Origin of the sequence: Streptomyces sp. CAU 1734, assembly GCF_039888735.1 — a bacterium.
Lineage (GTDB): Bacteria > Actinomycetota > Actinomycetes > Streptomycetales > Streptomycetaceae > Streptomyces.
Map to the genome: position 1 here is coordinate 47965 of NZ_JBDQQP010000018.1, position 14161 is coordinate 62125.

Genomic DNA, 14161 nt, shown 5'->3' on the forward strand with positions numbered 1-14161 from the left:
CCCGTGGCGGGCGGGAAAGACCCCGGTCCGCCGCGGGCCCGCACGGACATCCGGCGGTGAGCCGCGCCCCGCGTGCCCGCCGGCGGGGGCCGGAAGGGTCAGCGCGGGCTGGGGGAGACCGCCAGGGAGAAGGAGTGACCGGCCGGATCGGAGTAGATCCGCACCTCGCGCGGCCCGCTGTTCTCCTTCGCGTCCACCGGTCTGGCGCCGAGACCCACCGCCTCCCGCTCGGCCTCGTCCATGTCGTCGGACGCCACCAGAATCCGCAGATGGGCCTGTTGGGAGTCCTCCGGCCGGGGCCAGCTCGGCGGCGCGTGCCCGAGGTCGCGCCGGATGGCGAGATGGACCCCGGCATGGCCGATGATCTCCACGAAGTCGGGGTCGTCGGCGATCCGCGTCTCCGCCCCGAGAAGCGACGCGTAGAACTCGGCGAGCTCCAGCGGTTCGGCACAGTCCAGTACGAGCACACTCGTCTTCTTCACCGTCATACGGGCTCGTCTGCCCCCGAGTCGCCCGGACAGACGGACCGGGGGCGGGCAATTCCCCCGGGACACCGGCCCGCATCCGCATCCGCATCGACCCGCATCGACCCGCGCCGACCTGTACCGACCCGCACTGACCCGTACCGACCCGCCTCGACCCGCGCCGGCCGTCACGGCCGCCGGCCGGCGGTCCAGGCCAGCAGCTCGTCCGCGCCCCAGGTGTTGACCACCCGCCCGGACGGCACCCCGGCCCGCTCCGCCCGGTCGCAGCCGAGCAGCTGCCAGTCGAGCTGCCCCGGCGCGTGGGCATCGGTGTCGACGGCGAAGAACACCCCGGCCGCCACCGCCGCGCGCAGCAGCCGCATCGGCGGGTCCAGCCGCTCCGGCCTGCTGTTGATCTCCACGGCGGTACCGTGCTCGGCGCAGGCCGCGAAGACGAGATCCGCGTCGAACCGCGACTCCGGCCGCCGGCCGTCCGCCCGGCTCCCCGCACCGCCCCCGCCCGCCCCGCGCCCCCGCCCGGACCGCTCACGGCCGATGAGCAGCCGTCCCGTGCAGTGCCCGAGCACATCGACCAGCGGATTCCGTACCGCCGCCAGCATCCGCCGGGTCATCGCCGGGGACTCCATCCGCAGCTCCGAGTGGACCGAGGCGACCACCACGTCAAGCCGGTCCAGCAGCTCCGGCTCCTGGTCGAGCGAGCCGTCCGCCAGGATGTCGCACTCGATACCGGTCAGCAGCCGGAAGGGCGCCCAGCGGCGGTTGAGCCCCGCCACCACCTCCAACTGCTCGCGCAGCCGTTCGGCCGACAGCCCGCGGGCCACGGTGAGCCGCGGCGAGTGATCGGTCAGCACCGCCCACTCATGACCCAGCGCCTTCGCGGCCCGGCCCATCGCCTCGATCGGACTTCCCCCGTCGGACCAGTCCGAATGCAGGTGACAGTCCCCGCGCAGCAGCGCCCGCAGCGCCCCGCCGCCCTCCGCGAGCGGTTCGGCGGCCTTCTCCTCCAGCCGCCGGAGATACTCCGGCACGTTCCCGGCCAGGGCCTCCCGCACCACCCCCGCGGTCTTCGGCCCGATGCCCTTCACCGCCTCCAGCGACCCGGCGGCGGACCTCGCCGCGATCTCGTCCCCGGACAGTGCGGAGAGCACGGCGGCGGCGGTCCGGAACGCCCGCACCCGGTAGGTCTCCGCCCGCGACCGCTCCAGCAGGAACGCGACCCGGTCCAGCGCCTCCACGGGATCCACACCGGCTCCTCTCCGCCCGGTCCGGCTCCGCACCCGCGCCGGTGCGGAGTGACCCTCCCGGCCTCCCCTCCACTCTGGCCCGGGGCGACGCCGGCGGCACGCGGGAACGGGTGTGGTGCCGGACCGTCATGCCCCCGGTTTCCGGGGAGCATCGGGGTCCGATCCGGCTTACCCTGATCGTCCGGGGGCAGGTGGCGGAGAAGGACGATCCCCGTACCGCCTGTGCCCCCCGAACCGAAAGCCCATGGGTGCCCGCATTGCCCCAGACGCGAAGCCCGACCGTGAAGCGGATGGCCGAATTCATCAGGCGCCACCGCAGCCGGCCCGCCGTCGTCCAGACCCTGCGTGCCACGGCCGCGGCGACCATCGCCTATGCCGTCGCGCTCCGGATCAGCAGCGAACCCGCCCCGCTCACCGCACCCCTCACGGCCCTGCTCGTGGTGCAGGTGACCCTCTACTCCACCCTCACCACCGGTATCCGCCGGGTGAACTCCGTCGTCGCCGGTGTGCTCATCGCCAGCGCGTTCAGCATCCTGGTGGGACTCTCCTGGTGGAGTCTCGGGCTGCTCATCCTGGCCTCGCTGATCATCGGCTACATGGTCCGGGTGGGTGAATTCGTCCCCGAAGTGGCCATCAGCGCCATGCTGGTGCTCGGTGTCACCCAAGTGGCCGCCACCGCATGGGAACGCGTGGTGGAGACCCTGATCGGCGCGGTGGTGGGGCTGCTGTTCAATGTGCTGCTGCCGCCCGTGTGGGTGGGGACCGCGGGGGAGTCCATCGTGGAACTCTCCCGGCGGATGCGGCTGCTGCTGCTCGGCATGGGCGAGGAGCTGAGCAACCCCGCCTCCGTGGCCGGCTCGGCGGCCCGGCTCCACGAGGCCCGCCGGCTCGACAACGACATCGCCCAGGTGGACGCCTCCCTCCGCCAGGCCGAGGACAGCCTCCGGCTCAACCCGAGGGTGCGGGAGGGGCTGCTGAACCGGGTGGTGCTGCGCACCGGTCTCGACACCCTGGAGATCTGCGCCGTGGTGCTGCGGGTGATGGCCCGCACCATGACCGACCTCGCCAGGGAACGCGGCGGCGGGCGGGACCTCTATCCGCGCGAGGAGGCGCTGGCCGTCGAGGAACTGCTCGCCCGGATCGCCGACGCGCTGGTCAGCTTCGCGGTACTGGTCACCAGCCAGGTCAGCGCCAGCGCCGAGCTCGCGGAGGGCCGGCTCGCCGACGGGCTCCGCGACGCGGCCGACAGCCGGGAGCGGATGGCCGGGCTCTTTCTGGAGGCGGTGCGCCGCGACCCGATCCACTGGCAGCTGCACGGCGCGCTGCTCGCCGAGGCGGACCGGATCCTGGACGAGCTCGACCCCGAGCACCGCACCCGGCGGCTGATGGAGGAGCTGGACCGCAGCGCCCGCGAGACGCGCGAGAAGTACCCCCGGCTGGCCGCCGCGCGCCAGTGGCTGGGCGGGAAGCGCCGCCGCCGGGCGCCGGCCCGCTGACCGGGGACCGGCCGGGGAGGCCGCGCCCGCCGCCGTCCGCGCGGGACACGGGGCCCGGAGGAACCGGCCGCCCCGCCCGTCACCGGGAACCTCGCGGGTGGCCAGGCGTTTCGGGACGTACGGAACGGGCACTGTGGGAAGTGCCGGTGCGGTGAGCGGACGACAGCCACACGGGTGGCGGCGGCCCGGCACCGCCCGCCTCGACAGAGCGCGCCGCCGAGGTCCCGCCCAAAAGGGCCGGACGGAGCCGGGACGGGCGCGGGGAGACCGGCGGCCGGCCGGCTGACCCCGGGCCACGGGCGCCCATGGGCGCGCGGCACCGGCACTCACCGCCGCGACAGGGTGTACGGGGTGCGTCACACCGTGCCCGCGGCGCTCGCGGACGGGCGGCAGACACAGCGGAGGAGCGATGGGCACAGGCCGCCGGGGACCGGGACCTGAGAACGGACAGGGGCACACGCACACACACGGACAGATCCGGCGGCTCGCGCTGTTCGGCGTCAGAGGGGTGGTCGGCCGCTGCCGTGACTTCACCGGGAGCGCCCTGGCGGACTGGGGGTGGATCCCGGACTCGGGGGAGCGCGCGGAGCGCGCGGACGATGTGCTGCTGCTCGTCTCCGAGCTCGTCACCAACGCCTGTCTGCATGCGGGCGGCCCGACCGAACTGGTGCTCCGCCGCACACCGGGCAGGCTGCGGATCGAGGTCGCGGACGCGAGCCCCGAGCCGCCCCGGCGGCGGCCCCGGGAGGTCTCCCAGCCGGGCGGCCACGGACTGATCGTGCTGGACCGGCTGGCGGAGAGCTGGGGCACGGACCGGGTGGGCGACGGGAAGGTCGTCTGGGCGGAGATCACCCCCGCCCCGGCCGGGGTCCGGCCCCGGCCGCGCTGAACCCCGCGGCACCCCCGCCGGGACGTGCGGGGAGCACTGTTCTCGCGCGGCCGCCGCACCGTCCGTACCATCGCGTGTAGGGGCCGGGCCGTACGGGCAGCCGGGTGCCGACAGGCCGGCCGGCGGGTGGCGGAGCCCGGCGGGCGGCACATGCCGTAGGAGAAAGGCCGCGCTCATGAGCTGGGTCAAGGCGAAATTGAAGCAGGTGAAGGGCCGGAAGAAGGAAGCCGACGGGATCGCCCTGCGCGATGAGCGGCTGCGCGCGGAGGGAGTGCGCGAGAAGCAGCTGGGCCGCGAGGAGGAGGCCGCGTCACGGGAGGCGCGCCGCCGCAGGCACGGCGGCTGACCCCGCGCCGCTCTCCGGGACCGCCGGGCCGTGTCCTCATCGGCGGACGATCCGGGACCGCCCCCGCCGGGGGCGCTCAGGGGCGGCCGCTGATGGTGAAGAGCGCGCCGTCCGGGTCGCGGATCGCCGCCTCCTCCAGACCCTCGGAGGTGGTGCGCCGCTCCAGCACCGTACCGCCCGCCTCCCGCGCCGCCCGGGCCGTGGCGTCGACATCCGCGACCGGGAAGTGCACATCCCAGCGGGGGCGGTGCACCGGATCGGCCGCGGCGCCGGTCGCCCCGGAGGCGAGCCGGGCCATCACATGGCTTTTGTAGGCGAGTACGACCTCGTCGTTCTCGAAGCCCACATCGCAGCCGCCGGGCCCCTCGGTCGCCCAGTCCAGGATCTCCCCGTAGAAGATCGCCGAATCGAAGGCGTTGCGGGTGCGCAGCAGCAGCCACGCCGGGGCGTCCCTGCTCCCGGACTGCCAGTCCGGGAGCAGCGCTCCCTCCCAGATGCCGAAGACGGCGCCGTCCCGGTCCGCGGCGAGGGCACCGCGCCCCAGCGAGAAGGAGAGCGGGCCGACCGCGACCGTACCGCTGCGCTCGCGGATCCTGGCCGCCGCCACATCCGCGTCCGGGACGGCGAAGTACGGTGTCCAGGCGACGGCCACCCGGAAGGTGCGGGCGAGCGCGCCGATACCGGCCACCGGCTCGCCGTCGAGCGCCGCGATGCTGAATCCGTCGCCGAGCCGGCCCTTGTGGAACCGCCAGCCCAGCACGGCGCCGTAGAACTCCTGCGAGGCCGCCAGATCACGCGCCATCAGACTGACCCAGCACGGCGCGCCGATGCGGCCGGTGCCCGGTGTCGTGTCCGCCGCGGCGGCCGGTTCCCTCATTCTGTCCATCACCCTCGTGTCCTGGGAGGTGCGCGCGCCCCTCCGCAGGTCGGAAGGGCCGGCGGACCGGAAGCCGGGGCGGGGAGGCCGAGCCGGGGTCCGGTTCCTCATCCTGCCTCCAGCCCGGCATCCACGCGAGTCACGGGCCGTCCGCGTGTCCCGCCCCGGCCACCCGGCGCGGAGCCCGGCGGGCGGGGCCCGAGTTGCGCTCCCGCCCCGGGCGGGGCGGGATGGTGCGGACCGCGCCCGTGCGCGCGGGGCCACCGGCCGGGGGTCGGGGACATGTGGTCGCGACGGCCGTGGCACGCCACGGAGCCGCCGGACGGAAGGAGTACGGCTGCCATGACGCAGGCCGGGAATCCGCGCAGGGGCATCGAGCCCGCCCGCCTCGGCGAGCAGGAGCTCATCCGGGAACTGGAGAACATCCACCGCAGCAGACACGACACCCTGCTGCACGGCTCACCCGCCTCACTGGCCGCGCACACCACCCGGATGGCGCAGTTGGAGGAGGAGTATCTGCGCCGCCATCCGGACCGTCCGGTCTCGGCGGCCCGCACCCGCGCGGGCGCGCGGGCACGCACCCATCAGGAGTGAGTACGCGGGGTCGCGCACCGGCCGCCGCCGGCCGCCCGGCGGCCGGGCGGATCGGCCCGAGTGCCGGGCATGAGCGGCGTGATGCCGGGTACCCGCGTGAGGAACCGTTCCCTCAGGAAGGTGGTTCCGATGGGCCTGGGAGGGTGCATCATTCTGATCGCTGTTGGAGCGATCCTCACATTCGCCACCGACTGGCAGATGGAGGGTGCCAACCTCGATGTCATCGGCCTGATCCTGATGGCCGTCGGTTTCATCGGAGTCGTCACCTTCGCCAGTATCGCCAGGCGCCGCCGGCTGGTGGTTCCGCCTTCGGCGCCCGTCATCGACGAGGGCGGTCACCGGCGGTACGAGTGACCCGCGCGGCAACCCCGTGCACAGGAGTGGGTGCCTCCCGGCCACGCGGCCGGGAGGCACGGCGGCCTTCCGGCCGCCGCCCCTCCGCGTCACACCCCGCGGGTGTCCGCCGGGTCTACCAGCGGTACCACCGGGACCGCCCGCCTCCCGTCTTCGTGCTCCTCATGACAAAGCCCAGGAGCCAGATCGCCAGGACCGCCAGTGCGATCCACCAAAGTGCCTTCACGGCGAATCCGACTCCGAAGAGAAGGATGGCCAGCAGCAGAACAAGAAGAATGGGAACCATTGTTTTCTGCACCTCCGGAAATGCGTGTGCCCGCGATTCACTCCACCACACGTACACATTTTCGATGAATTGTTTGTGCGACCGGCGTTTGCGGTGACCGGAAACGGGAACCGGAAGACTCGCGCGCTGGTCGGCGAAGCATGCCGGCCGTGTCCGGAGCCGCCGGACCGGGTGCGGATGGATTCCCGCGGGGGCCGCCGGCCGTCCCCGCCCGTACCGGACGGGGTGCTTCGGTGACCGATGACGGTGAAATCCCGCGCCGCGGCCGGGACGAGACGGCCGATGAACGGGCGGACCGGAGATGGGGCGAACTTCTCCAGGAATTGAGAGTGGCCCAGACCGGTGTTCAGATCCTTTTCGGATTTCTGCTCACCGTGGTTTTCCAGCCCCGCTTCACCACACTCTCGGACATCGACCGGAACATCTATCTGGCCACGGTCCTGCTCGGGGCCGCGGCGACCGGCGCCCTCATCGGCCCCGTCTCCTTCCACCGGATGGTCGCCGGGCGCCGGCTGAAGCCCGAGACCGTCGTCTGGGCCTCCCGGCTCACCATCGCCGGACTCGTGCTGCTGCTCTGCACGATGGCGTCCTCACTCCTGCTGATCCTGCGAGTGGTGCTCCACGACTCACTGGCCGTCTGGCTCGTCGCGGGGATGGTCCTCTGGTTCGGGCTGTGCTGGTTCGTCCTGCCGCTGTGGACACGCTCCCGGCAGCCGGCGGAGGGCACTCCCGAGGGCTGACCGCGCCCGCGGGGCGGTCCGCCGTCACCGTGCGCCCGGACCGCCCGCCTCCCGGGCCGTGCGCTCCAGCAGAGCGCGGTGGTTCTCCCACCACTCCCGGTCGCCCGGTGCCATGCCGGTGTTGTTCTTGTTCATCCCCACGGAGCCGTCGAGGAGTTCACGGAGGATGTCCGCGTGCCCGGCGTGGCGGTGGGTGTCGGCGATCACCCGCACCACCGCGTGATGCAGGGTCACCTCGTCCCGGCCGGCCGGCCACCACGGCACCCTCCCCACCGTCTCCAGCGCCAGCGCGCCGATCGTGGCGTCCGCATGCGCCCACGCCCGGTGGTAGAGATCCACGATCCGCGCGGGCGACTCGTCGGCGGTGGCCCACATGTCGCCGTTGGGTTCGGCACCCTCGTCCAGCCAGGGCAGCCGCTCGCCGGACGGCCGCCCGAAGGTGTCGCCGAGATAGCCCAGTTCGCAACCGGCGGCGTGCTTCACCAGACCGAGGAGATTGGTGCCGGTCGGTGTCAGCGGGCGGCGGACGTCGTACTCCGTGAGCCCTTCGAGCTTCCACAGCAGGGCGTCGCGGGCGGACTGAAGGTAGAAGTGAAGGTCGGCTCGGGCATCCGGTGCGGTCATGGGGCCAGTCTGCCGACCGGGTGACCGCTGTCCACCGCATTTCGCGCGACGGGCACCGGGCGGCGGCACGAGCCCCCCGCGACACGGGCGGCGGCGGGAGCCCCCCGCCCCCGCGGCCCGGACAACGGCCGCCGCGCCGTCCGTCCGGTGGATTTCCGCCCCGCCCGGAGCTCTTCCCGCGCGGGGCCCGGTGCGTCCGCCCGGGCGGCGGGAATGCTGTCGGGGAAAGCGCTTGCCCCGTGCTCAATCGGCAGAGACCCGGGAGACGTTGTGAGCCCAGGCAGTACACGGCGCACCGCCGTGCTGATCGCGACCGTGTCCGCGCTGGCCCTCGGAGGACTCTCCCCGGCCGCCGCCGACTCCGCCCCCGACCCGCGTCCGTTCGCCTCGGCCGAGGTGCCGCCGGCCGTCGCGCCGCCGCCCGCGAGCGCCCCGTCCGCCGGCCCGCCCGGCACCGCGCCGCCCTCCGACCCCGGCCCCGGCCCCGGCCCGGACGGCATCGAGACCGCACGCGTCTCGCGGCCGGTCGCCCCCGGCGTCCGCCTCACCTCGTACGACCGCCTCGAAGCCCGCGACTGGCTGCGGATCGACACCCTCGCCGTCGACCTCGACGCCCCCGGCCTGCGGGTCGACTATCTCTCGCCCGGCCGTGTCGCCGCCCGCGCCACCGTCTCCGAGCTCGCCGCCCGGCACGACCCCGGCCCCGGCCGGCGCACCGTCGCCGCCCTCAACGGAGACTTCTTCGACATCGGGCGGACAGATGCCCCGCTGGGCCCCGGGATCAGCGCCGGCGAGCTCACCCACTCCCCGGTGGCGGGCGCCGAACGGGCCATCGGCATCGGGCCCGGGGCCGCCGGACGCGTACTGCGCCTCCACGTCGAGGGAACCCTCACCCTGCCCTCCGGCAGCGTGCCGCTCGGCGCGTACAACGCCGCCCATGTCCCGCGCGACGGCGTCGGCGCCTACACCGCCGGCTGGGGGAGCGCGGACCGCGCGCTCACCACCGGCACCGCCGGACCGGTCGCGGAAGCGGTGGTGCGCGACGGGAAGGTCGCCGCCACCGCGCCCCGGCCCGGCGGCGGGCCCATCGAACCCGGCACCACCGTGCTGGTCGGCCGGGAGGCCGGAGCCGCGCGGCTGGCCGCGCTCCGGCCGGGCGACCCGGTGGAGCTCGCGTACCGCCCGCGCACCGCCGACGGCGGCCCGGTGCCCCGCACGGCGGTCGGCGGCAGGGAGCCGCTGGTCGTCGACGGCGTGCCGCAGAACCACGAGGGCCGGGGCAACAACGCCCCCGCGCCCCGTACCGCCGTCGGCTTCTCGGCGGACGGCCGGACCATGCGGATCGTCACCGTCGACGGACGGCAGGCCGACAGCGGCGGGGTCACCCTGACCGAACTCGGCGTGATGATGCGGCGGGCCGGCGCGCACAACGCCCTCAATCTCGACGGCGGCGGCTCCTCCACCCTCCTCGCCCGGCGGCCGGGCGGCGACGCCCTCCCCGTCGAGAACAGCCCCTCCGACGGCGGCGAGCGCACGGTGCCCAACGGCCTCGCACTCACCGTCCCCGCCGGGAGCGGAGAACCCCGCGGCTACCACGTGGAGACACTCACCCCCGCCCCGGCCGCGCCGACCGCCGACCCGGTGCGCGGCGGACATCCCGAACGGGTCTTCCCCGGACTGACCCGGCGGCTCACCGCGGCCGGACACGACGAGACCCACGGTCCCGCCGCCGGGGCACCGCGCTGGCGCTCGCTGAACCCCTCCGCCGGCACGGTGAACCCCCGGGGCGTCTTCCGCGCCCGCCACAGCGGCAGGGCGGTGGTGCGCGCCGAACGCGCCGGGGTCCACGGCGGCATCGCGCTCACCGTCCTGGACCGCCTCACCCGCATCGAGCCGACGACCCGGCGCGTCGGACTCGCCGCCGGGGGCGACAGCGGCTCCTTCGGGATCCTCGGCCTGGACGCGCACGGCAACAGCGCGCCCGTCGAACCCTCCGATCTGCGCCTGGCGTACGACCCCGCACTCCTCACCGTCCGCGACGACGGCGCGGGTTCCTTCACCGTCACCTCGCGCACCCCCGGCGGAGCGGGCCGGATCACGGCCACCGTCCGGGGCCTGTCCACCACGCTCGCCGTCACCACCGGCCTCGCCGAACAGCCCGCCGCCGCATTCGACGACGCCGGGTCGTGGACTTTCGGACAGGCCCGCGCGGACGGCTCGGTCGCCGCGACACCGGGCGGGCGGAACGGCACCGGCCTGGAGCTGACCTACGACTTCACCCGGTCCACCGCCACCCGGGCCGCCTACGCCATCCCGCCTCGCCCCATCCCCGTACCCGGCGGGCCGCAGTCCTTCACCCTCTGGATCCGCGGTGACGGCAAGGGCGCCTGGCCCACCCTGCACCTCAGGGACGCCGCCGGATCCGACCAGCTGCTGCGCGGGCCCCACCTCACCTGGACCGGGTGGCGCCAGGTGACCTTCACGGTGCCCCCGGGCGCACCCGCCCCCCTCGCCGTGCACCGCTTCTACCTCGCCGAGACCGCAGCCGGGCGCCAGTACACCGGGGCCGTCGTGATCGACGGACTCACCGCCCTGGTGCCGCCCGCCGTGGAGCTCCCCGCCGAACCGCGCGCCCCCGACCCGCTGATCGGCACGGCCGCGCGGACCGAGCGGCGCCAGTGGCGGTTCGCGGTGATGTCGGACGCGCAGTTCGTCGCCCGCGACCCCGACAGCGCGATCGTCCGGCAGGCCCGGCGCACCCTGCGCGAGATCCGGGCCGCGCGGCCCGCCTTCCTCGTGGTCAACGGCGATCTGGTCGACGAGGGATCACCTCGGGACCTGGCCTTCGCCCGCCGGATCCTCACCGAGGAGCTGGGCGACGCGCTGCCCTGGTACTACGTGCCGGGCAACCATGAGGTGATGGGCGGCCGGATCGACGACTTCACCGCCGAGTTCGGGCCCGCGCAGCGGGTGACCGACCACCGGGGCACCCGCATGCTGACCCTGGACACCTCCCGGCTGACCCTGCGCGGCGGCGGCCTCGCGCAGATCGCCGGCCTGCGGGCACAACTGGACGCGGCGGCCGGGGATCCGGGCATCGGGTCGGTTCTCCTGGTCCAGCACGTGCCGCCGCGCGATCCCTCCCCCCAGCAGGGCAGCGCGCTCGGCGACCGGAAGGAGGCCGCGCTGATCGAGCGGTGGCTGGCCGAATTCCGGCGGACCACCGGGAAGGGGGCGGCCCTCATCGCCGGCCATGCGGGGGTCTTCCACGCGTCCCGGGTGGACGGAGTGCCGTATCTGGTCAACGGGAACTCCGGCAAGGCACCGGCGGGCCCGGCCGGCGGGGGCGGCTTCACCGGCTGGTCCCTCGTCGGTGTCGACCCGGTGAGCCCGGCCGCCGCGCGGGCCGCCCGGGAACGACCCTGGGGACCGGGCCCCGACTGGATCTCGGTCCAGAGCCGCCCCCACACCGACGGGCTGGAGCTGACGGCGCCCGGCACACTCCCCGCGGGAGAGACGGCGGTCGTCCGGGCGACCGTCACCCAGGGCGCCCGGCGGGTGCCCGCCGCGCCGCCGCTCAGCACCGACTGGACGGGCTCCCCGGGCCTTCGCGTCCTCGGAGAGCACCGACAGCGCGCGGGACGCGGCGGTCGTCCGCCTCACACGGCGGTGCTCGACCCGGCGACGGGCCGCCTCACCGCCCTGCGCCCGGGGACGGTGACCCTGACCGTCACGGTGAGCGGGGTCTCCCGCACCGCCGTGATCCGCGTCCCGGACACCGCGGCGGCCCGCCCGCCGGGGACCCGCGGACGCTGACCCCGGCGCCGTGGGGACACCCGGTCCGGCGGGGGCGGGGGGAAGCTCCCCGGGCCCCGCCGGACCGGGCTCGCCGTGCGGGAAGGCCGCACAGCGGGCAGCCTTGGTCGTGAGCGCTGCGGAGGAGGTGGTGGTTGGCCGTGACCGGGCCGCAGACCTCCGGGCCGGCAGCGCCGGGCAGCGGGGGCGAGGGCACCGTGCCCCTGCTCTCCCTTGCCCTCGCCGCCCTGATGGACGTGGTGCACGCCCACTCCGGCGCCCTTTATCTGCTCCGGCACGGCGACAGCGGGCAGATCCTCGAAATGACCGCCAAGGCCGGACTGCCCCGGGCCTTCTCCGCGCCCTGGGAACGGGTCTCCGTCACCTCTCCCATCCCCGTCGCCGAAGCGGTGCGGGAGGGGCGGATCGTCTGGGTCCCCGGCGAGGCGGAGATGGCCCGCCGCTACCCCCGTATCGCGGTCGTGCTGCCCTACCAGTACTGCCTGGCCGCCCTGCCCGTCGCCACCGCCGGAACCGTGTACGGCGCCGCCTACGTCACCTGGCCCGCCTCCCACTCCGGCGAGCTCACCGAGACCGAGCGCACCCACCTCACCTCAGCCTGCGACCGGCTCGCCCGGCGGCTGCGCCGCGCCGCCGAGCTGGGCACCCCCGTCGTCCCCGGCGAGGGCTTCCCCGGCCTTCCGGACACGGCGGCAGCGCCCTTCGCCGCCGGTGCGGACGCGACAGCCGAAACCGGCGACTTCCCCCGCCCCGGCGCCGGTGTGTTCCGGACCGAGGGGGTCGAGGCACAGAATCTGCTCGCCCGGGTCCCCGACGGCATGTGCGCGCTCGATGTGAACGGACGCGTCACCTACGCCAACCCCGCCACCGGGGAACTCCTCGGCGTTCCCGTCCCCCGGCTGACCGGCCGGCCGTTGTGGAGCGCCGTCCCCTGGCTGGACAACCCCGCGTACGAGGAGCGCCACCGCGCGGCCATGATGACGCAGCGCACCACCTCCTTCACGGCGCGGCGACCGCCCCGGGAGTGGCTCACCTTTCTGCTGCACCCCACCCGCAGCGGTGTCAGCGTCCACATCACCCCCGCCGGCCGTCCCGCGCACGCCCCCCGGGACGGCACCCGGCCCGAACACGGGGGCCGGCTGGTCACCATCTCCCACATCGCCAATCTGGCCATCGCCCTGACCGAGGCCGTCACCGTCTCCGATGTGATCGCCCTGGTCGCGGACGAGATCCTGCCGAACCTCGGCGGCAGCGCACTGGCGATCCTCACCTCCGAACACGGCCGGCTCCGGGTGCTCGGCCACCGCGGCTACCGGGACCCCCGAACGGCCGAGCGCTTCGACGGCCTGCCGCTCGCCGCCCACACCCCCGGCGCCCGGACCCTGGTCACCGGAGTGCCCTCCTTCTTCGAATCACGCGCGGAGCTGGAGGGCGTCTACCCCGCCCGGGCCGTCACCCCGGACGGAATGGCCGCCTGGGCCTATCTCCCGCTGATCGCCTCCGGGCGCCCCGTCGGCGCCTGTGTCCTCGGCTTCGCCGCCGAACACCGCTTCACCGCCGAGGAGCGCGCCGTTCTCACCGGCCTCGGCGGGCTGATCGCCCAGGCCCTGGAACGCGCCAGGCTGTACGACGCCGAACACCGCCTCGCACAGGGACTCCAGTCAGCGCTGCTGCCGCACTCACTGCCCGCGCTCGCCGGTCTGGAGGTGGCCGCGCGCTATCTGCCGGGCACCCAGGGCATGGACATCGGCGGCGACTTCTACGATCTGGTCCCCACCGCGCCCATCACCCCCGCCCCGGGATCCGCCCCCTCGGCCGCCGCCGTCATCGGGGACATCCAGGGGCACAATGTGACCGCCGCCGGGCTGATGGGCCAGGTGCGCACCGCCGTGCGCGCCTACACGGCGGTCGGCCAGCGGCCCGGCCAGGTGCTGGAGTCCACCAACCGGCTGCTGATCGACCTCGATGTGGAGCTCCTGGCCTCCTGCCTCTATCTCCATCTCGACCTCCCCGCCCGCCGCGTGCTCCTCGCCCGCGCCGGACACCCGCAGCCGCTGCTGCGCGGGCCGGACGGCACGGTCCGCGTCCTGGACCTCCCGGGCGGCCCGCTGCTGGGCGTCGACCGGGCCGCGGTGTATCCGACCACCGCCGTACCGCTGCGGCCCGGGTCGGTCCTCGCCCTCTACACCGACGGGCTGATCGAGACCCCCGGGGTCGACATGGACGATTCGCTGGCGGCACTGGCGCGGCGGTTCGCCGGCGCGGCGGACGGCTCCCTGGAGACGGTCGCGGACACGCTGATCGGGCCGGTCGACGCCGGCGGCCGGCGCGGTGACGACACCGCGCTGCTGCTTCTGCGCCCGACCCGGTGAGTCGCCGATCCGCTGTCGCGCTGTCGCGGCGACTCGCC

The 14161-nt window shown here is 74.9% G+C and carries 13 protein-coding genes; 8 read left to right on the plus strand and 5 right to left on the minus strand.

Annotation, left to right across the window (positions count from 1 at the left end; translation table 11 throughout):
• Positions 1–98 precede the first annotated feature (98 nt).
• The gene (locus tag AAFN69_RS29020) at positions 99–488 is read right to left on the minus strand and encodes a VOC family protein (RefSeq protein WP_347731830.1); all 390 of its coding nucleotides are present in this window, start codon (positions 486–488) and stop codon (positions 99–101) included.
• A gap of 164 nt (positions 489–652) precedes the next feature.
• Positions 653–1729, minus strand: a complete 1077-nt coding sequence (locus AAFN69_RS29025) for a PHP domain-containing protein (protein ID WP_347731831.1) — start codon at positions 1727–1729, stop codon at positions 653–655.
• 290 nt (positions 1730–2019) lie between these two features.
• Between AAFN69_RS29025 and AAFN69_RS29030 the strand changes: the two genes are divergently transcribed.
• The 3 genes from AAFN69_RS29030 (at position 2020) to AAFN69_RS29040 (ending at position 4460) form a co-directional block, all read left to right on the plus strand.
• Entirely contained in the window at positions 2020–3225 is a 1206-nt protein-coding gene (locus AAFN69_RS29030) for an aromatic acid exporter family protein (RefSeq protein WP_347731832.1), read from the plus strand.
• Between the two features lie 409 nt (positions 3226–3634).
• Positions 3635–4114, plus strand: coding sequence for an ATP-binding protein (locus tag AAFN69_RS29035; protein WP_347731833.1), 480 nt, complete (start codon positions 3635–3637; stop codon positions 4112–4114).
• A gap of 175 nt (positions 4115–4289) precedes the next feature.
• Positions 4290–4460, plus strand: coding sequence for a hypothetical protein (locus AAFN69_RS29040; protein WP_347731834.1), 171 nt, complete (start codon positions 4290–4292; stop codon positions 4458–4460).
• Between the two features lie 76 nt (positions 4461–4536).
• On the opposite strand, the gene AAFN69_RS29045 is transcribed toward AAFN69_RS29040, so the two are convergent.
• Positions 4537–5346 (minus strand): VOC family protein, encoded by an 810-nt coding sequence (locus AAFN69_RS29045; protein WP_347731835.1) that lies wholly within the window; start codon positions 5344–5346, stop codon positions 4537–4539.
• 333 nt (positions 5347–5679) lie between these two features.
• Here AAFN69_RS29045 and AAFN69_RS29050 point away from each other — a divergent pair, with 333 nt between their 5' ends.
• The gene (locus AAFN69_RS29050) at positions 5680–5931 is read left to right on the plus strand and encodes a DUF6158 family protein (RefSeq protein WP_347731836.1); all 252 of its coding nucleotides are present in this window, start codon (positions 5680–5682) and stop codon (positions 5929–5931) included.
• Positions 5932–6060: 129 nt separating this feature from the next.
• Complete coding sequence (locus AAFN69_RS29055; RefSeq protein WP_347731837.1) at positions 6061–6285, plus strand: DUF6458 family protein; 225 nt, start codon at positions 6061–6063, stop codon at positions 6283–6285.
• 115 nt (positions 6286–6400) lie between these two features.
• Here AAFN69_RS29055 and AAFN69_RS29060 read toward each other — a convergent pair whose 3' ends face one another.
• Positions 6401–6571 (minus strand): hydrophobic protein, encoded by a 171-nt coding sequence (locus AAFN69_RS29060; RefSeq protein ID WP_347731838.1) that lies wholly within the window; start codon positions 6569–6571, stop codon positions 6401–6403.
• A gap of 233 nt (positions 6572–6804) precedes the next feature.
• Between AAFN69_RS29060 and AAFN69_RS29065 the strand changes: the two genes are divergently transcribed.
• On the plus strand, positions 6805–7311 hold the full coding sequence (locus AAFN69_RS29065; protein ID WP_347731839.1) for a DUF6328 family protein: 507 nt from the start codon (positions 6805–6807) through the stop codon (positions 7309–7311).
• Between the two features lie 24 nt (positions 7312–7335).
• On the opposite strand, the gene AAFN69_RS29070 is transcribed toward AAFN69_RS29065, so the two are convergent.
• Positions 7336–7935 carry a DinB family protein gene (locus AAFN69_RS29070; protein ID WP_347731840.1) on the minus strand — a complete coding sequence of 200 codons (600 nt, stop codon included), beginning with the start codon at positions 7933–7935 and terminating at the stop codon, positions 7336–7338.
• Between the two features lie 270 nt (positions 7936–8205).
• On the opposite strand from AAFN69_RS29070, the gene AAFN69_RS29075 reads away from it, so the two are divergent.
• Both AAFN69_RS29075 and AAFN69_RS29080 read left to right on the plus strand, forming a co-directional pair.
• Positions 8206–11751: a phosphodiester glycosidase family protein gene (locus AAFN69_RS29075; protein WP_347731841.1), complete on the plus strand. Its 3546-nt coding sequence runs from the start codon at positions 8206–8208 to the stop codon at positions 11749–11751.
• A 230-nt stretch (positions 11752–11981) separates the two neighbouring features.
• Positions 11982–14123: a SpoIIE family protein phosphatase gene (locus tag AAFN69_RS29080; protein WP_347731917.1), complete on the plus strand. Its 2142-nt coding sequence runs from the start codon at positions 11982–11984 to the stop codon at positions 14121–14123.
• Positions 14124–14161 lie beyond the last annotated feature (38 nt).